The sequence below is a fragment of the Psychrobacillus sp. INOP01 genome (assembly GCF_018140925.1).
Classification (GTDB): Bacteria; Bacillota; Bacilli; order Bacillales_A; family Planococcaceae; genus Psychrobacillus.
Window position 1 is genome coordinate 3854964 of the sequence record NZ_CP073315.1, and the last position, 25401, is coordinate 3880364.

Below are 25401 nucleotides of genomic sequence, written 5' to 3' on the forward strand. Positions count from 1 at the left end.
AATGACAAACAACAATGGCGCTACATGGGCAGAAGAAAGAGATAACGATCCTAGCTTGCAACCGGTGGAAGTATTTATGACAGCTGATGAAAACGATGGGGGGCTTGGACGCTACGAAGGAAACATCTACACCATGCCAAGACACGCAGCAGAAAAATTTGCAGCCAAAGGTTCGGCGGCTATTGTTGATATTGCACCTGTAAAAACGTATCGAGCGAAAGTAGATGCTTTAGGAAACCAACTCCAAGCTGCAGTCGATGAAATTAAGGGGAATAAACGCTTATCGAATGACGGGAAACGCGAAGATATAGCAGCGCTAGTTAGTCAATATGAGTCGGCGGCAGCAGGTATTCAAGAGGACTATGAGCGTGAAATCGCGTCATTAAAGGCTAGCGAATTCGAAAAGGCGAATAAGTTCTCGGAATTTGATTCAAAACTAAATCCTTACGAGATCCGTACACAAGCCGGATTATTGACGGCTAGCCTTTCGATGTCTCCATCGTTTAACGAGTCAGTAGACGCAATTAAGTCGAAGATTGATACGATGGATAGCGCCGTAGCACGCGAGTTACTAGCACAATTCACTGATATTAAACGCGACCTGGATGGGAAGAAAAAAGGAAAAGACCTAATAGCAAGAAATAAAGAAACGCAAGCGATTAGAGGTCTTTACGAAGCACTTGAAAGAGCGTCGCTAAGTCCCGCGCAAGCAAAATCACGCAACAAACACAAGATGATTGAGGCGATTGAGATGCAAAAAGGAGATATTCGCACTAATTTCAAACAACAAACACGCGCGATTAATTTCAGTTTAAGAGAATTACGATAATAAAATGAATATCGACCGTTCGGAATGGTACCCGATTCACGAAATAGCGAAGGAACAAGTGTTTATGTCGTTCGATTCAATGGACGATGTAGCGCTTTTCTTATTGGCCAATCCGAAATTTACGCATCATGCCGTACTATCAGAAAACGAGAAATCTATCGACGTAATCTTTTACAACTACGCCCTAGCTGAAACGTCGGTAGATCACTACGGCTGGCGCTATGTTATTCGGTGGTTATCCGAAGAAGAAGTCGATGCGCTAGGCGGAACTCGTTACTCCGACCCAACATCGCAAAGCGGTTGATATCCAGGGCAAGGTACGTCGGTTTGGACGCTGACACCTATCGGCACAAATGGAGCTCCTACGGGCGTCCTACGGGCGTTCTACAATTCAGGAGGAATATTAGGTATGAACGACATAAACGTATATTACAACGCAGTCACACACGCTATAAACATCGATAAGGGACCGCAGATAACCGAAATTAAGATGCCGGCTAATGTATCGGCTACAGAGGTCACGCAGCTTATTACATCGGAAGCATTCGCACCAACAATAAACGGAATTATAGGAGGAAACTAAATGGCAGCTACAGACAAACCGCTATTACGCGCACAAAATACGCCGGCACCGCAATATTTCAATAAGGACAAAAACCAATACGAAGTTATCGAAGGGCGCGACGGCGCAAACGCGTTTATTCAACTAGGTACTATCGCTATGGAATCATGGGAAGGGACTACTAATATCGAAAAGATATTTCCGAGCAACCGTTTTGGATTTTCAGCAATAAACGACGGGTTAGCTGATATTACCTTTACGATAAATGGTAACACTCGGAGATTAAAGCCAGGAGATGCTTATGCGGCTTTGTTTGAACCGTTCACAACCGTGACAATTGTAGCTACAACGCCTTATAGAGCAGAAGTGCTTAAATAATCAAACAAAAACTAGGGGGAAATTAAATGACAAACTTACAAGCATCATTAGAGCCGGAGGTTTGATAGAATGACGGTTTTCATCGAGCCAATCGGTAACTTAGCGGAATTACACCAGTTTGGTAACGCGCTAGAATGGACGCTTTACAACGTATTTACCGAACACCGCATGATTACGCAGTTTCAAGTCTACGAAGTAAATAAGGAGGTTCTTCATGACGGAATTAACGATAATACAAGGTGATACATGTCACGCTATTCGAGCAGTTTTGAAGAATGTAGACGGTGTACCTATCGATATAAAAGGCGCGACAGTACGTTTTTTAATGGGTGTTAGAGACAAAATATACGTAGAGAACGTCGCACAACAAACTGGAGCAACAGGCGAAGTATCATACGTGTTCAATAGTGGCGAAACGGATGTACCGGGGAAATTCTTTATTCAGTTCGTCGTAACTTATGCCGACGGTAGAGTCGAGACATTTCCGCACAAAGACGCAATAGCATTCAAAATAAACCATCGCCTCGGAGGATTACACTAACAATCGACCATCCTTCGCGGGGTGGTCTTTTATTTTAACAAAGGAGGAAACGGAATGAGTAACCGATTAAACGAAAAACAAATAGCAGCAATCGCAATACTGGCACAGCCCAAACGCACAATGACATACGAGCAAATTGCGGAACAAGTAGGCGTGGCAAAAAGTACGCTATTCGAATGGAAGAAATTAGACCATTTCGATAAGGCGCTAAATAAAGAGATTGTGCGGGTAACAAAAGATAGACTACCGGATGTTTTCGATTCTATTATCGATAATATCAAGCAAACCGGGAATGCGGCGGCTTTCAGAACGCTTATACAGGCACACGGAATGCTAACCGACAAAATAGAAATTGAGTCGAAGCAAAATCCGGCGACTGATATGGAACAGATGATGCGAGAAATCGAACAATATCAGCGAGAAACCGAATTACGTAAAGCGAAGAACACGGAGGAATAATAGGTATGAATGACATAAACGTATATTACAACGTAGTTCTTAATGAAATAAAGGATTTCGCAAGTGAAATGTCGAAGTAATGTACGATTCAGATTAGTAGGAGGAATTTTATATGTATTACTTAATTAGGTATGGCAACGAAAAAGTATTAGTTTCGGCGAGAACTAGTTTAGAAGCAGTAACACATTGGATAAAAGTTGAACAAGGTAGAAGAGAACAGGAAGGACAAAACGTAAAATTTAATCCAAGCAACTTTACAGTTGAAGCAATTAATGAGGAATTGTTAATGGCTCAATAAATACTATAAGTATCTTATTCGAGATATTTTCATAATTAACAGAATGGGAACGTCCACACGGGCGTTCTTTTTGTTACTAAAATATAGCCTAATGGTTCTGGCGATACGTAATGAGCAGGCAATCGTAAAAGTCGTCGTATCGTATGACGATCCGCTAGCACAATTATCGGAAGATTGGCTCGCTAGTAGGTACGTAAGCGGAACACAATTCGTGTATAAAACGTTTTAAATAAATTAAAAAAGGAAAAGTAGTAAAGAATAGGCATTAAACAAATTAATGAAAACAAACGTGTTATTGATAAATAGAAGTTTTTAATGTCGATTTTTGTCGAAGTCATTCCATTTTATAGCAAAAATGATATAGTTGAAATATCTTGTGGAACTAAAATTTACACTATATTCTGGGTTGATATGGAAGAATGGAGGACATAATGACAATACCTGATTTTATAGATAGATATCATTTACCAGATGGTGATCATGAATGTACAATGGAAGAAATTGAGGAGAAATTTCTTTTTTCCGAAACAAGAGAAAGAAAATGGAAGCAATTTAGTGCAATGTTATATAGAATGAGCGAGCTTGGACTTAAACCAAAGAAAGTTTTGATAAATGGAAGTTTTGTTACTGGTAGAGAAAATCCGGGTGATGTTGATTTTGCTGCACTAATTCCTCCAGAAACAGTAATTAGTGCTTTAGAAAATGCAGAAGATGATCATGATCTAAGTGGCATTGAATTATTTATGGGTAGGAATAATCAATTAGCTTTAAGAAATTTATTTGGTGCACATTTACTAATAGCAGATAGTGAAGAAATGCTTTCTGGTTGGTCTACCTTTTTTAGAAAAGGACAAAATGGAATATTGAGAGAACCAGACCCTGAAAAAGATCCGGAATGGGTGGTTCGACCAGATGTAAAAGGAATATTGAAAGTTTCTACTGAATAATAATGAGATAGGGGGTGTTATTTTTGCATAGTGATTACAATAATATCATTCAGACTATAAATGATTTAAAGAATGCGCAAAACAACCTAAAAAGAATACTGAGTGAGTATGAAGATAGACCAAAATTACTTAATTTCTATGCTCCTTCTGCAGAAATAATGGTTAGCGAACTTAAAAAGCATCTGAAGTATTTACTTTCATTAGAAACAGAGTTATCGTTTGATTCAGGTGAGAATTTAGAGCCGGAAATATGGATACATTTAGAAGGTAAAAACTATAATGGTAGAGGACCGATTGGTTCAATAGGTGCTTACTTGCAAAAGCTTAATAACGCTAATAAACAAGCTGTGAATTTATTGGGAAATATTTCAGAAAGATTTGAACAAGCCAGAGAATTACTTAGTAATTTAGCATCTTTTGATTTAGTTTCTACTGCACAAGGAAGTTTAAAATTAGGTTTAGTCAGATCAGAAGTTAGTGAACATTTAACATACGAACAGCTCGACTTATTTTATGATGAAGAACCTCTTGAGTCAGTTAAATCAAGTGATATAAAGTTATTGAAAGAACTATCATTAGAAGGTATAAAATTGATCGCTCATACTGTTGCTGCAGTTGAAGATGAAACTTTATTTGAATCACTAAAAAAACAATTTGGTGAAAAAGAGCTTAAAAAATTAATTCACTATACTAAAGAACTTGTTCCGAGTATGAGATCCAGTTTTGATACAGTATCATTTGAGTCAAATAGTTCAACAGTACCTTTTAGTACCATTAAAGCGACTAAATCAACTCGCAAAGCATTAATTGAAAAAGAAAAAACATTAATGAAGGATTCTAAATATATAAGTGGTGAAGGTTGGATTAGAGCAGTCGATATAGATGGAATGATTGGAACTATAAGACCACTTCATTATGATGATATAACTTTACATCAAATAGACTGTATATTTTCTGATGAGAAGTACAATTCCCATAACATAGCGAATTTGTTAGATAAATTTGTAATTGTTAAAGGTTTTTTAATATCCAATCAGCACGAAACTCCTATTAAATTTGACATTGAAGAAATAATACTAAAAGAAGAACTAGTAAATGAAGTATACTAGGCTTTATGAAGAACTTCGGTCAAGGATCGGGGTTCTTTTTACGTTGTTGATTTTCAGTAATAATTGTTAAGTTAAAGTTAGAATCAGCGTCATGAAATCGGAAATACGATAAACTGCGAATAGTTCGATTTACGTTGTTATCGCAATATAATAGAAGGAACTCCGTAGGGGTATCGTACTATATCGGACTTGCAGACGTGGTTTAGTACTTCGGATTATGTCCGATTTAATGCGTTTCACCTGGCGAAGCTTTGCAGCGGGTGCGGCTCGGATCACTTTGGAACGTGTAACATACCGACAACAAGTCGAATATTATAGCAATATATAGAAGGAACGCCGTTTTAATCGTAGTCAATCGTTGTCGCAAAGTTACATGAGAGCGAATAACTAGGGTTCAAACGTTGCATAATCGAATATGATTACGCTATATAGTAGGAACTCGAAATAGCGATGGGACTACGTGCAACATAAACGGAATAACCAGGCGTTGTGTTCACCGGTGCGAGCCGTCTGAAAACCGAGGGGGTTCGATTAAAGTGTCTATTAAGGTATAGCTTTACGCACTATTCGAAAGTATGCGATTCTATCCGATTATGATGTACGGAAAGATATCTGAATAATTTAAAGACGTTCGTATAAAGAGTTTGACCTTTACGCACACATACCGTATAGTAGAGATAACAACTACTACTGAATGAGGCGGTAACATGGAACAACGTAAATTCGGATATGGTCGAGTATCATCGAAGGAACAGAACGAGGCGCGTCAGGTTGATTCGCTACAGTCAATCGGAGTAAGTCAGCGGGATCTATACGTTGATAAGGCAAGCGGTAAGGACTTCGACCGTGCGCAGTATCAGATAATGAAGCGTGCAATGCGTGAAGGCGATGTGCTATACATTCATTCATTAGACCGACTAGGACGTAACAAGGACGATATACTGGCGGAGTGGCAAGATATAACGAAGGTAATCAAGGCGGATATAGTCGTACTAGATATGCCGTTACTTGATACGACTAATCATAAGGATAGCGTAGGTACGTTCGTAGCTGACCTCGTACTACAGGTACTATCGTGGATAGCACAAGATGAGAGAGAGCGGATAGGTAAGCGCCAGCGTGAAGGGATAGACGCAGCTAAACGCAGAGGACAGCACTTAGGACGTCCGAAGAAGTCATACGATACGATGACAGACGTTGAGCAAGCGTCATTCATAAGCGAGTACACTCGATGGAAAGCAGAGGAACAGACGGCAGTACAGACGTTTAATGCGCTAGGCTTAACGAAGTCTACGTTCTATAAAATCGTAAGAGAATACGAAGAAGAAAATAAAAAGTCGTAACCGAAAGTTGGTCGCGACTTTTTTGGAATTGAAAAACCCCGGGGGCATCAGAATTCAAAATAATTTTCACATGACGGTCATTACTCGTGACCAAAAAAATTTCACTTGGGGGTTTAACTCATGTATTTTCTTTTCATTTTTTACTAAAGCACCTCGTTAGTTGTTAAAGTATAAAATTTAAAGAACTACATTAGAAAAGTCCTTCTTTATCCTTACATAAAAAGTATGCAATAATCAAATTGATAAATTAGCTTTAACATGATTAACATACTTTAAGTATTAATAAAACCCTAATCCCTATAGATTTTAGAAACCTATTCAGATATGATAATAATTGGAAATTTATTATTGTTAAGGATGAGGTGTTGGTATGTTAAATACAGAAAATAAAGACCGTCTTATTTATGCTCTCACGTTAGCGATTGAAGCGAAATTTGATGCTAGCAATTGGACGAAACTAGCATATGAAATAGATGAGGTTGATGCTATTGAAGGGCATAATCGCCTTATAAGAAGTTTAAATTGGGCAGACCCAGATTACACACAAAATATTATTGAAGTTTTAAAGCGTATTGGAAGAAATCCAGAAAAACTCGCAATTATTGCTGACCACATCCAGTTGGAATATTGGTTAGAAACAGGAAGACCTGATTTATTTAATGAGCTCTATAGCAATGGTGTTGAAGCAAGTCACTTACTTGATGAAAATCCACTCGACACTGATGTGTTTGATATAACAAAACAGATAAGACGAATTTACGCCTCACTAGAAGATGACCCTGAATTAGCTTTGGGTACCACGAAAGAAATGATAGAAACAGTTCTTAAAACTATTTTGAATGGCAGGGTTGATAATTTAGATGCCATGGATATGCCCGCACTTATAAAAGCGACTCAAAAACATATTAAATTAATCCCAGATGAAGTTACAGAGGCTAATAAAGGTAATGACACAATTAAACGTACCTTAAACAATTTAGGGCAGGTTGTAATAGGAATTACAGAACTTAGAAATGCCTATGGCACAGGTCATGGAAAAGTAAAAAATGAAAGTGGGCTAAAACCGTATCACGCTCGTCTTGTAGTGAATGCTGGGGTTACATTAGCAAGATTCCTAATGGAAGTTTCTCAAGACCAAAATTAACTCAATTGGCAAATAATAAAGCACCTAGACTAATATTCTGGGTGCTAACACATTAATGTAATTTACTTTATCAAGCCCATCTTCTGTTTCATTTTTTCTCAAATTTATTATCTTTTACTTTTCATCATTCTGTAACTAGCCTGCCCTGTTAGTTAGATTACGGCGACACTCAGCTTAAATAGTAGGTCCTTCCCAACCATCCCACGAAGTTGCTGATAATTATCCGATATCGGTATAACAATATCCCCTTAAGAAATAATATATTTTATAAATCTACGTTTCACTTGTTGTACTAACCTGCTGTGTTCGTTTAAGTGTAACATTTCACAATCTTTATTTCATACCGCCATTCCGAGATATGCGTTCAATTCCCGAAAAAATATCGGATTTCAAAAAATCACTTTGCCATTACGGTCGTACTACGGAAAAACCGCGCTGACATTACGATTCTAACGCAAATAACTTCGCAGTCACGGGTAGTTGGTCGTTAAGTTAGCGCTATACATACGAACGTGTATTCGCTACAATGAATCGTAAAGGGGTCTTGTAAATGCCAACAATTAATACGGAAGATTATAGTTATTTTGAATCTGGTATATATCTACCGATGCTCATTAAGATACTAGAGCGCGACATCGAATTAATTAATAAGCTGCCGTTTAAATTGCGCAGACCATACCTCGCTATTATTGAAAAAGCGTTAAGTTTAATTCGCATGGACTTAAAGCAATCCGAAGTCTATTTATTGCGGCATAATATGCGAATAGTAATCGGTAAACCTGACGCAAATAAGCAAGCGGAATATGCGTTCATCAGCGCAGGTTATGAAGAACGTCGTAATTATTCTAGCGAAGAAATGCGTAGTAAATCCGAGGAATTGATGTCGGATTATTTTTCTAAGTATTAATTAAGAAACGCCACCAACTCGTAGTATGAGCGGTGGCGTTTCTTAATTAATACACGTCTAGTTTTGCCGTTATCGAATATTCCTTTGCAGCTTTCACGATAGACTTACTCGATACATGTGCATAACGCTTAACCATATCGTACTTAGAGTGACCAAGTATCATACGTAGTTCCTCCATACCACCGCCGTTTTCCAACCAACTAGTAGCTGCGGTGTGTCGAAATAGATGAGGATGAACATTTTTACGAATATGTGCGGATGCCGCATAATTCTTCAGCCTCTGATTATACGTATGCCTGTCGTAGAAAGAATCTTCACCAGTGGCGAAAACGAAAGCAGAACGATATTGGTGATCGTTTTCCTTCATTAGTTCTTCAAGCAAGCGAAGCGTTCTGTCACTAACTGGTACCGCTCTAGACTTACGACTTTTGGCTATACTAGCGCGAACAATAATAACTCCGGACTCTCGGTTGATGTCGTCATACTTAAGGCTTACAGCTTCTGTAACTCGTAACATCGTATCGAGAAGTAAAATGGTCAGTACGTAATCTCGGTACACCGTGTAATAAGACTTGTCCATTACGCCTAGGAGCCGAACGATTTCTTTATCGGATAGTACTTCGATAGGTTCTTCCGGCTCGTACACATTCTTAATTCGGTCGACGGGATTACTATTGATTAACCTCTCGCTATACAACGTATTGAACATAACGCGAATCGTCTTAATACGAGTGTTTATCGTCGCGGGCTTCAAACCGACTTCCTTTACTTTACGTGTTGCAACTTTGCGGTATTGAATATGATCGAACTGCATATACGTAATCCACTTACGTATGAATTCGCTAGTGACCACATCTACATCAAAATCGTTTCCATTCCGTTCGACATAATCACGGAAGAATCTGAAGTTCTCTTCGTACTGTTTGACCGTTCCACCCGACACACCTTCCGCGACTTTAATACTGACGAATTGGCGGAATAGATTACGAATATCTTTCGCGTCTGCCGATTCTTGTTTCGCATGATTGGCGACATAGTTTCGCCGTTTCCTCAATATAAACGCCTCCAGTTACGTAGCATTTACGGGGTAGAGGGTAGGCGTACACCTTTCGCATAAAAACGAATAAAACCCCGAACACGCATCGTTGATTAAACGCTTACGTGACGGGGTTTTAACTACCATGATGGTCCCGACTGGTCTCGAACCAGCGACCCCCACCTTGTCGAGGTGGTGCTCTCCCAACTGAGCTACAAGACCGATTTAAGGAAAACATAAGCACTCGGTGCACTAATGTTCATAATAATAAATATACTATAAAGAAGTGTATTAGTATATAACTAAAAGTACAGCTATATCAGATAACTCATAAAACAGAGGCAAAACAGCATTACAAAAAGGGGAATCGAAGTAGTAACTTTTGAAGAGGGTGTGAGAAAGTAAAAAGAAAAAAATTGTTATCGTCTTTGGTGATTTGTTAGTAGTTTTAGTTACCCATAAATGTAAAAAAATAATAACCTTGATTAGCTAAGGCCTTTCAAGGTTATTGTAAAGGTAACTTAGAAAATAAATGGGGTTTAGATAATTCATTATTATTGTATTTCACATCTTAAAACTATTTTTATAAAAATAGATTCCGACTATTTCTCACATGCAATGCCGTCTTTATCACGATCGCTTTTAATGTTAGCATCATAAATTTCCTTTGATACAAATGGAGTATATTTTGTTTTTCCACCTTTATTTTTAATATTTGCAGCCTTAGCGACTCCACCTTGATATGTTTTATTTAACTCTGTGCAATTCTTGAAAGACTTTGCTGCAGCATCTGTCACTGTTGGTGAAATCGTAGAAACTCCAAAAACTAGTGTTGCTGAAAGTAAAAGTACAGAAATTCTTCTCATGATAAATCCTCCTAAAAATTTTATTTGTAATTAACTATGTCTATAGACTTGTGTAAAAACTACTACCAAAACTTGCAAAAAAGAGACATAGATAACTACATCTCATACTGCCTATTCTAAAAGGCTCCTTTAATTTCAAGCAATGTTGTAAATGTCTAGGTGGTAAAACCAAAATATTCAATGTTACCTAAATTTTAACATAACAAAGACAAATGCGTATATAGCGATTGTTCTATTGCGGAAATTTTTTCTGTCATAAATTCCTCACAACTATCTTAGTTCTGGTACTTGTCTGTGTCCTCTCAATTCTACTAAGATGGAGAGATAGGGGAGGTGCTACGATTATGTTATTGGAAGCACAGGATTTTATTCGTCTTTTTTATATGGAAACTGGTAAAGCTGAACAAGACATGTACACGCGATTAAGAGAAATAGAAAATCAGATCAATACAGAAGGTGTCTACGAACATACTACCGAGGAATTGGAGTTTGGTGCTAAAGTGGCATGGCGTAATAGCAATAAATGCATCGGGCGTTTATTTTGGCAAAGCCTTACTGTTTTTGATAAACGAGATTTACATACTGAGGGCGCTATATTTGAAGCGCTACTAGAGCATATGCAGTTTGCGACAAATGAAGGTCGGATTAGGCCGACAATTACAATATTTTCACAAAAAGATGTACGAATTTGGAATCATCAGCTAATCAGATATGCGGGCTATGAAACTGAAGATTGGATTATTGGAGATTCCGATTCTATTGATTTTACGAAAATATGCGAGGATCTTGGATGGAAAGGGAAGAGAACCAATTTTGATGTGCTGCCCCTCGTCATTCAAGTAAAGGATCATCCTCCGAAATTATTCGATATTCCAGAGCAATATATTTTGAATGTCCCGATTCGTCACCCCGAATATGACTGGTTTGAGGATCTACAATTGAAATGGTATGCTGTTCCGATGATTTCAAGTATGAAATTAGAAATTGGAGGAATCACTTACGCAGCCGCTCCGTTTAATGGTTGGTATATGGGTACGGAAATTGGGGCACGCAATCTGGCGGATGAATATCGTTACAATATGCTTCCAGCAGTTGCGAAACGTATGGGTTTAAATACGAAATCTAATGCTTCTCTTTGGAAAGACCGTGCTCTAGTGGAGCTAAATGCAGCTGTATTGTATTCGTATAAAAAAGACGGTGTCAGTATTGTAGATCATCATACTGCAGCGCAACAGTTTAAGAAGTTTGAAGAAATTGAAAAGGATGCAGGAAGAGACGTCACTGGTAATTGGGCATGGCTTATCCCACCAATGTCACCAGCAACTACACATGTTTTTCACAAGCCGTATAACAATGAAAAAGTAACCCCCAATTATTCTTATCAACCATTACCGTATTAAAAAAGAAGCATGATTTCATGCTTCTTTTTTTAAATCATAAATTTTTATTGGACTTCCTCCGAAACATATCGAGCTCTTCCTGCATGCATTCCAGCAAAGAAAAGGAGAACTACTGTAACCAAAAATAAAATCATTGGTGTATACCAGCTGTCTGTTTCATCATGGATAAATCCAAAGAATACTGGACCAACTGCTGCGAGTAAATACCCAATTGACTGAGCAACACCTGATAAATCAGCCGCCTCCATTGGTGTTCGAGAACGAAGGGAGAAGAACATCATGACAAGACCAAAAGATGCCCCTCCACCTAAACCAAGTGTAATCATCCAAACTAGTGCAAGTGAAATATCTCCGAACAATAATCCAGTGAAACCAATTAAATAGAAAACCGTAAATAACGCAACAAGTATTCGCTGATCCTTAAGTCGACCTGCAAGAATTGGGATAAGGAACGTCATTGGAAGCTGCGCAAATTGCATAATGGAAAGCATCCAACCAGATTTTTCTGCATCCATCCCTTGTGTTTGAAGAATTTCAGGAATCCATGCTGCAGTTGTATAAAAAATGAGCGATTGTAGACCCATACATAAAGTGATGGTCCAAGTTAAAGGCGATTTTAAAATAGATTTAGCTTTTTCCACATTAGTTGAAGGGCTCGCTACAACTATTTGTTTTTGCTTGATCTGTGGTAACCAAATGATACACGCTATTATCGCGAGAATTGCCCAAAAACCGAGTGCACCTTGCCAGCCATAAGAAGTCCCATCTGCTATTGGATAGCTAATACCTGCACCAATACCAGCTGATAAGTTCATGGACACGGTAAATACTCCAGTCATGAGACCAAGCTGTAAAGGAAATTTCGACTTAATGAAACTTGGGAGTAATACATTACCAAAAGCAATCGCAACTCCTATTAAAGCAGTACCTAATAGTAAGAAAAATGGTGTTCCGAGCGAGCGAATAATAATACCGACCGCCAATAATAAAATAGCCAGAAATAGTGTTATTTCCATCCCAAAGCGTCGTGCAATCTTTGGGGCAAAAGGGGAGATAATTGCAAATGCTAAAAGTGGAATCGTTGTGATAAATCCTGCTAATACATTCGAAATGTCTAATCCATCTCGTATGTAAGAAATAATTGGTCCTACGGCGGTAAGTGGTGCTCGTAGTGTAGTGGATATGAAAATTATCCCAATTATTAGTAAAGCAATTGTTTTTTTATTTGTTTCTTTATTAGTTAACAAATGAATTCTCTCCTTACGAGATTATGTAGTCCAACTTTAGAAAATGCTACACTCTTTATCCTCTAAGTTCAATAGTTAGACGTAAAAAGATATTTCTATAATAAAATATTGGAATATTAAGAGTATTGGTATGATAAAATAGATATGTAAATATTTACAAAACGAGAATGATTTATACATAGGGGGATTCAAATGACTGCAAAGAAAGTATTGTCATTAGTGGGTGTATCTAAAAACTTTGGAAATAAACAAGTGCTGAATGGTATCAATCTAGATGTATATGAAGGTCAAATTATTGGCTATATTGGGCCAAATGGAGCAGGGAAAAGTACAACTGTAAAGTTGATGCTTGGTCTTATAGATGGTTATACGGGGCTTATAGAAATTTTTGGGAAAAATATTATTAAAGGTGATTATTCCTATAAAAAACGAATTGGCTATGTGCCAGAGACGGCGGAGCTTTATGAAAATCTAACCGCCTTCGAATATCTTTCCTTCACAGGGGAGCTTTATGGATTGAGTAGTAAGGTTGCAGAGAAAAAGGCATTCGAATTGATGAAGGAATTTGGTTTAGAAGCTGTATTTCATCAACGAATTTCCTCTTTTTCAAAAGGGATGAAGCAGAAGGTATTAATCATTTCGAGTTTGTTACATGACCCGGATTTACTGTTTTTCGATGAACCGCTTAGTGGTTTAGATGCGAACAGTGTAATGGTTATTAAAGAAATACTTGCAAAGCTTGCTGAGCAGGGAAAGACCATTTTTTATTCTTCTCATATTATGGATGTCGTTGAGAAAATTAGTAACCGAATTGTATTATTAGTAAATGGTCAGGTAGTGGCAGATGGAACTTTTGAAGAACTGAAAATGCAAAACCAGGAAGGATCATTAGAAGACATCTTTAATCAGTTGACTGGTTTTACTGAGCATGAGGAAATTGCGGAGAGATTTGTGAATGTAGTTCATGGAGGCAAAGACTATGAATGATTTTGCTGCACTTAGAGTTTTAGATCGTTTTAGACCGTTTTTTCAAAAATTGAATATAGACTATGATGTGATGCGAAAGATTTTACAGCTGAAGCTGACGATGGATAGCAGAAGGATGCCAGCAATCTTTAGTGGTTCAAATGTAAAAAAAGAAGGGAACCAGTTTCTTAAATCCTTATGGATGTACGCGTTATTTGGAATTCTCTTTTTAGTTCCTTTTCTATTTTTAGGTAATGAGTTTCTATTCTCTCTTACTATTATGTTTAGCTCTTTATTTGTCATTTTAATGACATCAATGGTTTCTGATTTTTCTGCTGTTCTGCTAGATATACGGGATAAAAATATACTTCACTCGAAACCTATTAGTGAAAAGACTTTAAATGCCGCGAAGATTACTCATATTATGATTTATATGTTTTTATTAACCGGTTCGTTTGTAGTTATTCCTCTCGTTGTAAGTATTTTTAAGTTTGGTATTATCTTTGCGCTCTTGTTTTTAATAGAAATAATATTAATTAGTAGTTTGGCTGTGGTGTTGACTGCCTTTGTTTATTTGTTCATTCTACGTTTTTTTAGTGGTGAAATGCTAAAGGATATTATTAACTATGTACAAATTTTCTTAGCAATTGGAATGGCGGTAAGTTATCAATTAGTTGGGCGCGTGTTTCAAATAGTTAACATTGAAATTTCGTATACCTTTGCTTGGTGGCATACGTTACTGCCATCTTTTTGGTTTGCAGCTCCTTTTGAATTGATATTAAATAGAGATTACTCCTTGCATATTATTATACTATCCGTGCTCGCTGTTCTAGCTCCAATTATTGCTATTGCGATTTATATTCGTCTTATGCCAACCTTTGAGCGAAATCTATCTAAATTACAAAGTGATACTAACAGAACGAAAAAGAGAAACCGCATGCTACAGGGAGTTTGGGCAAGAACCTTATGTAGAAATAAAGAGGAGCGCACCTTTTACAAGTTTGCATCCCTTATGTTAAAAGAAGAAAGGGAATTAAAGCTTAAAATATTTCCCATACTTGGATTTGCTATTATTTTTCCTTTTATCTTTTTATTTAATACGTTAAGCACTGGTTCTTTTGAGGAAATGAGAAGTGGAAATTCTTTTATGGTCATATATTTTGCTCTAATTATGATTCCATCTGTTGTTCAAATGCTGGAATACTCTGGTAACTATAAAGGGCAATGGATCTTCTACGCTGCGCCTATTAAAAATAAGTCGATTGTATATAGTGCGACTTTAAAGGCTAGCATTATGAATTATTTCATACCTATTTTAACTATGCTAGGTGTAATATTTTTATGGATATTTTCTTTCCGAATTTTTCTGGACTTAGTCGTCGTCCTACTAGCTGCAATTATGTTAACAGTAGTATCTTATGGAATTTTTAATAAGGGTAAATTCCCATTTATTAGCTCTCATGAGCATACACAAACTAATGCGTTTTTTAAAGTATTCGGTAGTATGTTAATAGTAGGAATAATGGCAGCTATACATTCTGTGATTTTAATAATTCCTTATGGTTTGCCGGTGTATGCCGTTATACTGTTATTCAGTAATTTCATAGGTTGGAAATTAATGTTCTCGAGAGGTTAATGAGGAGTGGGGTAAGTGGTTTTACAAACAAGAGAAGATATAAAATCTTTAATACAAGAAGATAAATGGATGATGGATATATTAAAAGTAGCTCATCAATTAGAACTGCCAGACTGGTGGATATGCGCTGGGTTTGTCCGCTCTAAGATTTGGGATACTTTACATGGATATATAGAAAGAACTCCTTTAGCGGATATCGATGTGATTTATTTTGATTCTAACAATAAGGAAGAGTCGGAGGAGAAAAAGTGGGAGGATCAGCTACAGTGCTTGCTGCCTAATATCCCGTGGTCTGTAAAAAACCAGGCTAGAATGCATAAGATAAACAGCCTGCCACCTTATATCTCTTCCGTGGATGGAATAGCCAATTTTCCAGAAACGGTGACTGCTATAGGGGTTAAATTGGATGAGCAAAATGAAGTTGTACTCGTAGCACCTCATGGAATAGCCGACATCCTGCAGATGAGCGTGAATCCAGTCCCTCGTTTTGCAACAAATAAAGATCTACTAGAAGTTTACGAACAACGAATACAAAACAAAAACTGGCTAACTATCTGGCCAAATGTAAGAATAGTTAGCCGTCTCATGTGACAAAAAACGTATAAGTTATTATTTCTTTCCTTTATGTCTATACAACTTTCGCAACTAGATGAACCGAATGGGCGATGGGCGCATATGATGTTATGACTTGATTACAAGGAGGAAAAAAATGAAACACATGCGCCATATTGTGACGAAAGCTGTTGTTGCTAAAGGTAAAAAGAGAACGGAATCCTGTGAAGTGCTTCGTCCACCAAATACACCTTCAAGTATTTTAGGATGCTGGGTTATTAATCACACATGTTCGTCTAAAAAACACGGAAGATATGTTGAAGTAACTGGGAAATTTGATATAAACGTTTGGTATGCACATCATGATCATTCCAAAACGTCCGTATTTACAGAAACGATCAATTATAAGGATCGTATCAAACTACATTACCGCGATAAAGACTCTACCGGAGAAGAAGTACATGTACGTGTGCTGCAGCAACCAAATTGTACAGAGGCAATTATAATTTCGGGAGGTACACAGTTCCAAGTAACAGTAGAAAGAGAGATACTAGTTGAAGTTGTAGGTGAAACAACTATATGCATTCAAGTACATGAAGCAGAATTTGAAGAAGAATGGGCATATGGTGAAGAAAGCTCCTCTAGCTCGTCATCTAGTTCTTCAAGCTCCTCTGGATCCGCAGGTTCCTCCAAAAGTACAGAAGATTCCTCGTCACTTTAACAAGCCGGCTACTATTTCCGGCTTTTTTTTATTGGCATTAAAACAATTTAAAAATGGTTATATTTATTAAATTATTTTCATAATCAGTTGTTTCCATTAAAAATAAGAATGTTTAAGTGATAACACAATTTTTAATCGTTTTTTTAGTAGTCGATCTTGTAGATTGAATCGTGAGGCGGCGACTTCAGCGGGAACAGCGCGACCTGAAAGCGCACGCCTACAGCGGAAATCAACGTTAATCCGATTTCACTATTTAATATGCTTCTATGAAATTGATTCTTTTATATAACAAATGGATATCTATCGTTACAAAGGAAAACCTACTAAAGATTAAAAACGAAAGGAGTGTTCGCTATGAAGGATCGTAAACAACCACATGAGCAATTCACGATGAAAGATAATGAATTGACTTCGATGCAAGAGGTTATATATCCAAAAGAATTCAAACGGGCAGACAAAGAGACGTTTAAGAAAAATCCTATTAAAAAGTAATCGAAATAATGAACCCCGAATTATGACTCTTATTCGGGGTTCATTTTATTGGGGCATCTATTCGTTTTCCTGCATTAATGGGCAGTAATTCTGGCCAAAATATCAAATCATAAGTGTGAGACAACTGCCCGTAAAAGCACTATATGGAACATAAACAAAAATTCTAGGTCGTGTGTCTACGTCTATGTAACTCTCTTCCGGCGAGCCACAGGTTAACAGGATGTTGGTCACTCAGGCATTGCCATAGGAAGCGTCTTTTTTTGCCTCAGTTCTATTTTATCGGTGAAGAATGAAGAAAACCCTCACTGATTGAAGTTTCACTTTATCAGCTTCATTGGTTTTTTGGTATAATCATTATATTAGTGAAGAAGAGAGAAGGATTTAAATGACTACACAAACACCAATGATGCAACAATACTTAAAAATTAAAGAAGACTACATAGATGCGTTTTTATTTTTTCGTTTAGGTGATTTTTATGAATTATTTCATGATGATGCTATTAAAGCTGCTGCGATTTTAGAAATTACGCTTACTAGTAGGAAGGACAATATTCCGATGTGTGGCGTGCCCCATCATTCTGCCCAAGGATACGTCGAAACACTTATTAGTAAGGGCTATAAAGTAGCTATTTGCGAACAAGTGGAAGATCCAAAACATGCGAAAGGTGTGGTAAAAAGAGAGGTTGTTCGTCTTGTCACACCGGGGACTATTATAGAAGGAAAAGCCATGCAAACGAAGTCTAACTATTTTATTGCTTCCGCTGATTTGCTTGCCACAAATGAAGTCGCTTTTGCTTATTTAGATGTATCAACGGGAGACGGCTTTACGACCGTTCTTACTGGCGATGAAAAAGAGGTAGTACAAGAGTTGCTTGCGATTCAGGCAAAAGAATTAATCGTATGCGAACAAATGTATGTGTTGATCAATGATTTATCTGCCATTCATGATTTTACGGTTTCGATTGAAAAAGATGAGTTATCAGATGAAGAGATTCATAAATACGTTCCGAACCATCCCGATCAAACGCATCAAACGGTGAAACGATTATTACAATACATTCAAAAAACGCAAAAACAATCTCTTTTACATATTCAGCCTTTCACTTTTCAACAGAGAGAATCCTTTTTAGCAATGGACTATCATTCAAAACGAAATTTAGAGCTTATTTCATCAATTCGAAGTGGCGACCAAAAAGGGACGTTATTATGGTTATTGGATGAAACAGTGACAGCAATGGGCGGACGTAAGCTGAAGCAATGGATTCATCAGCCGCTTGCTAACAAACAATCGATCGAAGCACGTCAAGAAATAGTAACGAGTTTTCTAAATGACTTTATGCTTCGTGAAGAAATTAAAGAAGCTTTTAAGGAAGTATATGACCTAGAACGACTTGTAGGTAGAATTGGTTTTGGTAGTGCTGGAGGGAGAGACCTTGCCCAGTTAAGACAATCCCTTTCTAAGGTTCCAATTATTCAACAGCTACTCGTTGAATCGGAAGATCAAGTACTGCAAAAACTTGGGACTGCATTAGAGGATTGTGAAGATATTTGGAGAAAGTTACAAGAAGCAATTAGTGAGAATCCTCCGATTTCCGTTAAAGATGGTGGAGTGATTAACAACGGATTCAACGAACGACTGGACCAACTTCGTGATGCTTCAGTTAACGGTAAAAAGTGGATTGCAGAGCTTGAGCAAAAGGAAAGAGAAATTACAGGTGCCAAAAACCTGAAAATAGGATATAACCGAATCTTTGGCTACTATATCGAGCTAACAAAATCCAATATCCATCTAGCAGATGAGTCTAGATATGTGCGTAAACAAACGCTTGCGAACGCAGAACGGTATATTACGGATGAACTTAAAGAAAAGGAATCCCTTATTTTATCTGCAGAAGATGAAAGTCTAGTTTTGGAATATGAATTATTTACGCAAGTTAGAGAAGAAATTAAAGCATATATTCCGCTCGTTCAAAAATTAGCGAAACAAATAAGTGAACTAGATGTCTTTATCTCATTTGCTCAAGTAGCAGAGAACCATCGTTTAACGAAACCTGTTTTCCATGAGTCCAATGCAATGATTATTAAAGAGGGAAGACATCCGGTTGTTGAAAAAATGATGAACAATCAGCTATATGTACCAAATGACTGTGTACTTACGGAAGATATTAATATGCTCTTGATCACTGGGCCAAATATGTCAGGGAAAAGTACTTTTATGCGACAAATAGCGATTACGACTGTGATGGCTCAAATTGGCTGCTATGTACCTGCTGAATCTGCGAAGCTACCAATTGTCGATAAAATATTTACTCGCATTGGAGCAGCAGATGATTTAGCAGGTGGGCAAAGTACTTTCATGATTGAAATGATGGAATCACAGCATGCCATTATGAATGCGACAAGTAAGAGCTTGCTTTTATTTGATGAAATTGGGCGCGGTACTTCCACCTATGATGGCATGAGCTTAGCTCAGGCAATGATGGAATATATTCATGAAAACATCGGTGCAAATACGCTATTCTCTACTCATTATCATGAACTGACAGATTTAGAGGAATTGCTACCGAAGCTTCGAAATGTCCATGTTTCAGCAACTGAAAAAGATGGGAAAGTTGTCTTTTTACACAAGCTCAAAGATGGTCCAGCGGATAAAAGCTACGGTATTCACGTGGCAGAGCTAGCGCAGCTGCCTGAACAAATTATTTCCAGGGCACGTGAAATTTTAGAGACCTTCGAACATCAGGAGGAAAAGAAAGAAAGTGTTGTAAACGTAAGTGAAACACAGTTATCCTTCTTTGATGAGCAACCAAAGGTAAGTAAAGAAACAATTGTTGTCCAAGAAAATAAATCGTCCGATAAGATAATGAAAAAATTGAAGAAAATCAATATATCAGGTACAACTCCTTTAGAAGCATTACAACTATTGTACGAGCTACAAAATGAGCTCGAATAACCAAAAAGTAGGTGAATAAAAATGGGACAAATCATTTTAATGAACGAACTGCTGTCCAACAAAATTGCGGCTGGTGAAGTAGTGGAACGACCAGCTTCTGTTGTGAAAGAATTGGTTGAAAATGCAATAGATGCAGAAAGTACTTCTATTGAAATTACACTGGAAGAAGCAGGACTGACTAAAATCCAAGTGACCGATAACGGAAAAGGGATGGATGAGGATGATGCGGTAAAATCTTTCTCTAGACATGCGACCTCTAAAATCACTACTGAGCATGACCTTTTCAGAATCCGTTCATTAGGTTTTCGCGGGGAGGCGCTTGCTAGTATTGCCTCTGTGTCCAAAATTAGTTTATGGACATCAAATGGTGAAAATATTGGTACAAAAGTAGTGTTAGAAGGTGGAAAGGTATTATCGAATACTCCTGCTCCTATTCGTAGAGGAACAGATATTGTCGTGAGTCAGCTATTTTACAATACTCCAGCTCGCTTAAAATATTTGAAAACAATCCAAACGGAGTTAGGGCACTCTATTGACTTGATCAACCGCTTGGCAATTAGTTTTCCGGGGATTGCTTTTAAACTTACACATAATCAACAAACTATCGTGCAGACGAGCGGAAGAGGAGAATTGAAACAGGTTTTAGCTTCGATTTATGGAATCTCTAACGTGAAAAAAATGGTTTCATTTGACAAGGAATCATCTGATTTTCGTATTTCGGGCTTTGCAACACTACCAGAAATAACAAGAGCCTCTAAAAACTATATAACGGTTCTAGTGAACGGGCGCTGGGTTAAACACTATGGTATAAATAACGCTATAGTAGATAGCTACCATACATTGTTGCCGATAGGAAGATATCCGATTGTCGTCTTAAACATCGATATGGATCCGATACTGACGGACGTTAATGTTCATCCTGCTAAGCATCAAATTAGACTAAGTAAGGAAAAAGAGCTTATGGAAATGGTTCGTTTAACAATTCGTTCGATCATGCATCGTGTGCAAAGGCCACCAGAGATTATCGAAAAGCCAGTTGTGAAAAAGCAGCCAAGTGTGCAATTTGACTTTTTCAAACAAACATATGAGCCAACAAAAAAAGATCCATTTACTCCAGTTGATGGTGGTGTGACATCCGAACGAACTGAAAATCCAGCTGAAGAACAGCCTAGTGTCGTATATGAAGAACAAGAGCCGTTGACAGATTTCGAGATACAACCGATCGAAAATGTGGTGGATAAGAAGCCATTTCCTGATTTACATGTAGTAGGTCAAATCCATGGTACTTACATTGTTGCTCAAAGTGATGATGGATTTTACTTGATAGACCAGCATGCTGCGCAGGAACGAGTAAAATATGAGTTTTACAAGGAGAAGATAGGGGAAGTAAATGCAAATGAGCGACAATCACTTTTACTGCCACTAACTTTTCACTATTCTTTAGATGAGGCATACCGTATTAAAGAATCATTGAATGAATTACATGATGTGGGAATATTTTTAGAAGAGTTTGGTTCTTCTAGCTTTGTTGTTAGAGATTATCCTACATGGTTTCCTAAGGGGCAGGAGACGAAGATTATTGAAGGCCTAATCGAACAGGTGTTGAATAACCGTAAAACAGATATTAAAAAACTTAGAGAAGATGCAGCTATTATGATGAGCTGTAAGTTGTCCATAAAAGCAAATCATTTTTTAACGATAAAGGATATGGAGCAACTGTTAGAAAGCTTAAAAAATGCACAGCATCCATTGACCTGTCCGCACGGTAGACCAGTAATCGTACATTTTTCGACGTATGAGATTGAGAAAATGTTCAAACGAGTTATGTAGGAGGAAGCTAAATGGGGAAATTTGTATTATCGATCGACCAAGGAACGACAAGCTCCAGAGCAATACTTTTTGATAAGCTCGGCAATATTGTTCACTCTGCTCAACGAGAATTTAAACAATATTTTCCTAAATCAGGATGGGTTGAGCATGATGCGAAAGAAATTTGGGGATCCGTATTATCCGTGTTGGCCGCTGTTCTGACGGAAAGTGGTAACCAACCAGAGGATGTTCATGCAATTGGAATTACAAACCAACGTGAGACAACAGTCGTGTGGAACAAACATACAGGGAAACCTGTTTATAATGCGATTGTTTGGCAATCCAGACAAACACAATCCATAATTGAAGAACTTAAAAAAGCTAATCTCGAATCGTTTTTCCAAGAGAAGACAGGCTTGAAATTGGACCCGTATTTTTCTGCAACAAAGGTCAAATGGATATTAGATAATGTTGATGGTGCAAGAGAGCAGGCAGAAGCGGGTGATCTACTTTTTGGGACGATAGATACATGGCTAATTTGGAAGCTTTCAAATGGAAAAGCCCATGTTACTGATTATTCCAATGCATCTAGGACGATGCTTTACAATATATATGATCAAAAGTGGGATGCAGAGATTTGTGAGAAGCTTTCTATCCCTATGGAAATGCTTCCCAAAGTAGCTTCATCATCTGAAGTGTACGCACAGACCGATCCATCTGTTTTCTTTGGTAAAGAAATAGATATTGCAGGAGCGGCTGGGGACCAACAGGCTGCACTTTTTGGGCAATGCTGTTTTGAGAAAGGTATGGCTAAAAATACGTATGGTACTGGGTGTTTTATGCTCTTAAATACTGGAGAAGAAGCAGTTACTTCACCGTCTGGTTTATTAACAACTATTGCATGGGGTATAAACGGTAAAGTCACCTATGCTTTAGAGGGAAGTATTTTCGTTGCTGGCTCTGCGATTCAATGGCTACGAGATGGGCTTCGCATGTTAAAGAGTGCACCTGAGTCAGAAGATTATGCAAAAAAGGTGGAATCCACTGAAGGAGTCTATTTTGTACCTGCCTTTGTCGGACTGGGTACGCCTTATTGGGATTCTGAAGCGAGAGGGTCAATTTTTGGATTAACAAGGGGAACAACTAAAGAGCATTTCATCCGTGCAACGATAGAATCCCTTGCTTACCAAACAAAAGACGTGCTTGATACGATGGAAAAAGATTCTGGAGTAGATGTAGAGACATTAAGAGTTGATGGTGGTGCAGTAAGTAATGAATTTCTTATGCAGTTCCAAAGTGATTTATTAAGCTTACCCGTCGAACTTGCAAAGCTTAATGAAACAACGGCCTTGGGAGCTGCTTTCCTAGCAGGTTTATCTACCGGTTTCTGGAAGGATGAACAAGAGTTATCCAACTTGCGAGAAAGTCAAAGGCAGTATGAGCCAAAAATGGATATTGCAAAGAGAGATAAACTATATAAAGGCTGGACAAAAGCAGTCGAGGCAACACGTATTTTCAAACTTTCAGATGAAGAGGTGGAATAATTGAAGTCTTCTGTAGAACGTGAACAAATAGTAAATACACTAGATTATTATGAATTCGACGTGTTGGTGATAGGTGGAGGTATAACTGGTGCAGGGATCGCACTTGATGCTGTTACTCGAGGTATGTCTGTTGCCTTGGTAGAAATGCAGGATTTTGCAGCTGGAACTTCCAGTCGGTCCACAAAACTTGTGCACGGTGGATTGCGATATTTGAAGCAATTGGAAGTGAAAATGGTTGCTGATGTTGGTAAAGAAAGAGAAATTGTGTATGAAAATGCGGTTCATGTGACCGATCCTATATGGATGTTACTGCCGTTTCATAAAAAAGGTACATTTGGACCTCTCACTACATCAGCTGGTTTAAAGGTGTATGACTATTTAGCAGGTGTTAAGAAAGATGAAAGAAGATTAATGCTTTCTGACCAGGAGACACTTGAAAAGGAGCCTCTCCTAAAAAGTAAAGGTTTACTAGGTGGAGGCTATTACGTTGAATATCGTACGGACGATGCCCGACTAACGATTGAGGTCATAAAAAAAGCAATGGAAAAAGGGGCGGTGTGCTTAAACTACGCTAAAGCACGTTCCTTTATTTATAACGATTATAATAAGGTAATTGGTGCAGAGATTGTTGATACAGTAAGCAATAAACGAATTTCCATTCATGCAAAAAAAATAGTAAATGCTACTGGTCCATGGGTCGATGGAGTTCGCGCTTTAGATGCCATTGAGAACAAAAAAAAATTAAAACTGACAAAGGGCGTGCATGTCGTTATAGACCAATCCGTTTTTCCTCTTAAACAGGCTGTCTATTTTGATACACCTGATAAGCGAATGGTTTTTGCTATCCCACGTGATGGTAAAACTTATGTTGGAACAACAGATACGTTCTTTGAAGGTGATATACGGCATCCTGTAGCCACTCCGGAAGATGTGGATTATCTTATCCATGCAATCCATTCTATGTTTCCTTTAGTTCATGTTACAGCAAATCAAGTCGAGTCTACCTGGGCAGGGGTTCGTCCATTAATATATGAGGACGGGAAGGATCCATCGGAAATCTCTCGTAAGGATGAGATTTGGCAGTCGGAGGCTGGTTTATTTACAATAGCTGGAGGTAAACTTACCGGGTATCGAAAAATGGCTGAAACAATTGTAGATAAAATCTCGAAGCAATTAGGGGACGAAAAATACGGACCATGTGTAACGAAGCATTTAACATTATCCGGTGGTGATATAGGTGGCTCTAAACAATGGGAGGCATTTCTCACTCAAAAGGAACAAATGGCTCGAGCTTATGGACTTTCCGGTATAGAAGGAAGAAAACTGGCTAAAATGTATGGGACGAATGTCGATAAAGTATTTCAATATGCACAAATTCTTTCCACTATCCCTTCAAACTTGCCTTTAGCGTTACTCGCTCAAATCTATTACGCAGTGCATGAAGAAATGGCTTATTCTCCTGCTGACTTTTTAGTAAGAAGAACAGCTATGCTCTATTTTGATATACAGCATTTTAACGAGTATAAAGAAGAAGTAGTGAATGTTATGAAGCAATTGCTGCATTACTCAGATGAGGAATCACTTGGATTTAATAAACAACTGGAAACACTTTTTAACGAAGCTACATTAAAAGAAAGTAGGGATTAAGCTGAAAACTATCTT

25 protein-coding genes and 1 tRNA gene are annotated in these 25401 nt (G+C 37.8%); 22 read left to right on the top strand and 4 right to left on the bottom strand.

The features are described 5' to 3' along the window. The first annotated feature begins 1 nt into the window (after window position 1). The 12 genes from KD050_RS18895 (at window position 2) to KD050_RS18950 (ending at window position 8517) form a co-directional block, all read left to right on the top strand. Window positions 2-829, top strand: coding sequence for a hypothetical protein (locus KD050_RS18895; RefSeq protein ID WP_211893848.1), 828 nt, complete (start codon window positions 2-4; stop codon window positions 827-829). Window positions 830-833: 4 nt separating this feature from the next. Further along, the gene (locus tag KD050_RS18900) at window positions 834-1133 is read left to right on the top strand and encodes a hypothetical protein (protein WP_211893849.1); all 300 of its coding nucleotides are present in this window, start codon (window positions 834-836) and stop codon (window positions 1131-1133) included. 279 nt (window positions 1134-1412) lie between these two features. Beyond that, window positions 1413-1769 (top strand): hypothetical protein, encoded by a 357-nt coding sequence (locus tag KD050_RS18905; RefSeq protein WP_211893850.1) that lies wholly within the window; start codon window positions 1413-1415, stop codon window positions 1767-1769. Between the two features lie 214 nt (window positions 1770-1983). Continuing rightward, window positions 1984-2310 (top strand): hypothetical protein, encoded by a 327-nt coding sequence (locus KD050_RS18910; RefSeq protein ID WP_211893851.1) that lies wholly within the window; start codon window positions 1984-1986, stop codon window positions 2308-2310. 54 nt (window positions 2311-2364) lie between these two features. Then, window positions 2365-2769 (top strand): phBC6A51 family helix-turn-helix protein, encoded by a 405-nt coding sequence (locus KD050_RS18915; protein ID WP_211893852.1) that lies wholly within the window; start codon window positions 2365-2367, stop codon window positions 2767-2769. Between the two features lie 112 nt (window positions 2770-2881). Then, window positions 2882-3067 (top strand): hypothetical protein, encoded by a 186-nt coding sequence (locus KD050_RS18920; protein ID WP_211893853.1) that lies wholly within the window; start codon window positions 2882-2884, stop codon window positions 3065-3067. A gap of 70 nt (window positions 3068-3137) precedes the next feature. Further along, entirely contained in the window at window positions 3138-3296 is a 159-nt protein-coding gene (locus tag KD050_RS18925) for a hypothetical protein (RefSeq protein WP_211893854.1), read from the top strand. A gap of 202 nt (window positions 3297-3498) precedes the next feature. Further along, window positions 3499-4014, top strand: coding sequence for a DUF6932 family protein (locus KD050_RS18930; RefSeq protein WP_211893855.1), 516 nt, complete (start codon window positions 3499-3501; stop codon window positions 4012-4014). Window positions 4015-4037: 23 nt separating this feature from the next. Then, window positions 4038-5123, top strand: coding sequence for a hypothetical protein (locus KD050_RS18935; RefSeq protein ID WP_211893856.1), 1086 nt, complete (start codon window positions 4038-4040; stop codon window positions 5121-5123). Between the two features lie 707 nt (window positions 5124-5830). Beyond that, entirely contained in the window at window positions 5831-6466 is a 636-nt protein-coding gene (locus tag KD050_RS18940; RefSeq protein WP_211893857.1) for a recombinase family protein, read from the top strand. A gap of 370 nt (window positions 6467-6836) precedes the next feature. Beyond that, the gene (locus tag KD050_RS18945; RefSeq protein WP_211893858.1) at window positions 6837-7610 is read left to right on the top strand and encodes an abortive infection family protein; all 774 of its coding nucleotides are present in this window, start codon (window positions 6837-6839) and stop codon (window positions 7608-7610) included. A gap of 550 nt (window positions 7611-8160) precedes the next feature. Then, on the top strand, window positions 8161-8517 hold the full coding sequence (locus KD050_RS18950; RefSeq protein WP_211893859.1) for a YhjD family protein: 357 nt from the start codon (window positions 8161-8163) through the stop codon (window positions 8515-8517). Window positions 8518-8563: 46 nt separating this feature from the next. On the opposite strand, the gene KD050_RS18955 is transcribed toward KD050_RS18950, so the two are convergent. From KD050_RS18955 to KD050_RS18965, 3 genes are all read right to left on the bottom strand, one after another. After that, window positions 8564-9571, bottom strand: a complete 1008-nt coding sequence (locus KD050_RS18955) for a tyrosine-type recombinase/integrase (protein WP_211893860.1) — start codon at window positions 9569-9571, stop codon at window positions 8564-8566. A 131-nt stretch (window positions 9572-9702) separates the two neighbouring features. Next, window positions 9703-9775, bottom strand: a tRNA-Val gene (locus KD050_RS18960). A 380-nt stretch (window positions 9776-10155) separates the two neighbouring features. Continuing rightward, window positions 10156-10419 carry an excalibur calcium-binding domain-containing protein gene (locus KD050_RS18965; protein ID WP_211893861.1) on the bottom strand — a complete coding sequence of 88 codons (264 nt, stop codon included), beginning with the start codon at window positions 10417-10419 and terminating at the stop codon, window positions 10156-10158. 344 nt (window positions 10420-10763) lie between these two features. Here KD050_RS18965 and KD050_RS18970 point away from each other — a divergent pair, with 344 nt between their 5' ends. Next, window positions 10764-11819, top strand: a complete 1056-nt coding sequence (locus KD050_RS18970) for a nitric oxide synthase oxygenase (protein ID WP_211893862.1) — start codon at window positions 10764-10766, stop codon at window positions 11817-11819. Window positions 11820-11863: 44 nt separating this feature from the next. Here KD050_RS18970 and KD050_RS18975 read toward each other — a convergent pair whose 3' ends face one another. Beyond that, window positions 11864-13072 carry a CynX/NimT family MFS transporter gene (locus KD050_RS18975; protein WP_211896362.1) on the bottom strand — a complete coding sequence of 403 codons (1209 nt, stop codon included), beginning with the start codon at window positions 13070-13072 and terminating at the stop codon, window positions 11864-11866. Window positions 13073-13258: 186 nt separating this feature from the next. Between KD050_RS18975 and KD050_RS18980 the strand changes: the two genes are divergently transcribed. From KD050_RS18980 to KD050_RS19020, 9 genes are all read left to right on the top strand, one after another. After that, window positions 13259-14053, top strand: coding sequence for an ABC transporter ATP-binding protein (locus KD050_RS18980; protein ID WP_211893863.1), 795 nt, complete (start codon window positions 13259-13261; stop codon window positions 14051-14053). Further along, window positions 14046-15668, top strand: coding sequence for a hypothetical protein (locus tag KD050_RS18985; protein WP_211893864.1), 1623 nt, complete (start codon window positions 14046-14048; stop codon window positions 15666-15668). The genes KD050_RS18980 and KD050_RS18985 overlap by 8 nt, the downstream gene beginning before the upstream one ends. A gap of 15 nt (window positions 15669-15683) precedes the next feature. Beyond that, on the top strand, window positions 15684-16259 hold the full coding sequence (locus KD050_RS18990) for a nucleotidyltransferase family protein (protein WP_211893865.1): 576 nt from the start codon (window positions 15684-15686) through the stop codon (window positions 16257-16259). Window positions 16260-16377: 118 nt separating this feature from the next. Further along, window positions 16378-16941, top strand: coding sequence for an outer spore coat protein CotE (cotE, locus tag KD050_RS18995; protein WP_211893866.1), 564 nt, complete (start codon window positions 16378-16380; stop codon window positions 16939-16941). Between the two features lie 354 nt (window positions 16942-17295). Then, window positions 17296-17433 carry a YfhE family protein gene (locus KD050_RS19000; RefSeq protein ID WP_211893867.1) on the top strand — a complete coding sequence of 46 codons (138 nt, stop codon included), beginning with the start codon at window positions 17296-17298 and terminating at the stop codon, window positions 17431-17433. 385 nt (window positions 17434-17818) lie between these two features. Next, complete coding sequence (gene mutS / locus KD050_RS19005; RefSeq protein WP_211893868.1) at window positions 17819-20386, top strand: DNA mismatch repair protein MutS; 2568 nt, start codon at window positions 17819-17821, stop codon at window positions 20384-20386. A 21-nt stretch (window positions 20387-20407) separates the two neighbouring features. Further along, window positions 20408-22216 (top strand): DNA mismatch repair endonuclease MutL, encoded by a 1809-nt coding sequence (gene mutL / locus KD050_RS19010; RefSeq protein WP_211893869.1) that lies wholly within the window; start codon window positions 20408-20410, stop codon window positions 22214-22216. Window positions 22217-22227: 11 nt separating this feature from the next. After that, the gene (gene glpK, locus KD050_RS19015; protein WP_211893870.1) at window positions 22228-23739 is read left to right on the top strand and encodes a glycerol kinase GlpK; all 1512 of its coding nucleotides are present in this window, start codon (window positions 22228-22230) and stop codon (window positions 23737-23739) included. Next, window positions 23740-25386 carry a glycerol-3-phosphate dehydrogenase/oxidase gene (locus KD050_RS19020; protein WP_211893871.1) on the top strand — a complete coding sequence of 549 codons (1647 nt, stop codon included), beginning with the start codon at window positions 23740-23742 and terminating at the stop codon, window positions 25384-25386. The last annotated feature ends 15 nt before the right edge of the window (window positions 25387-25401 follow it).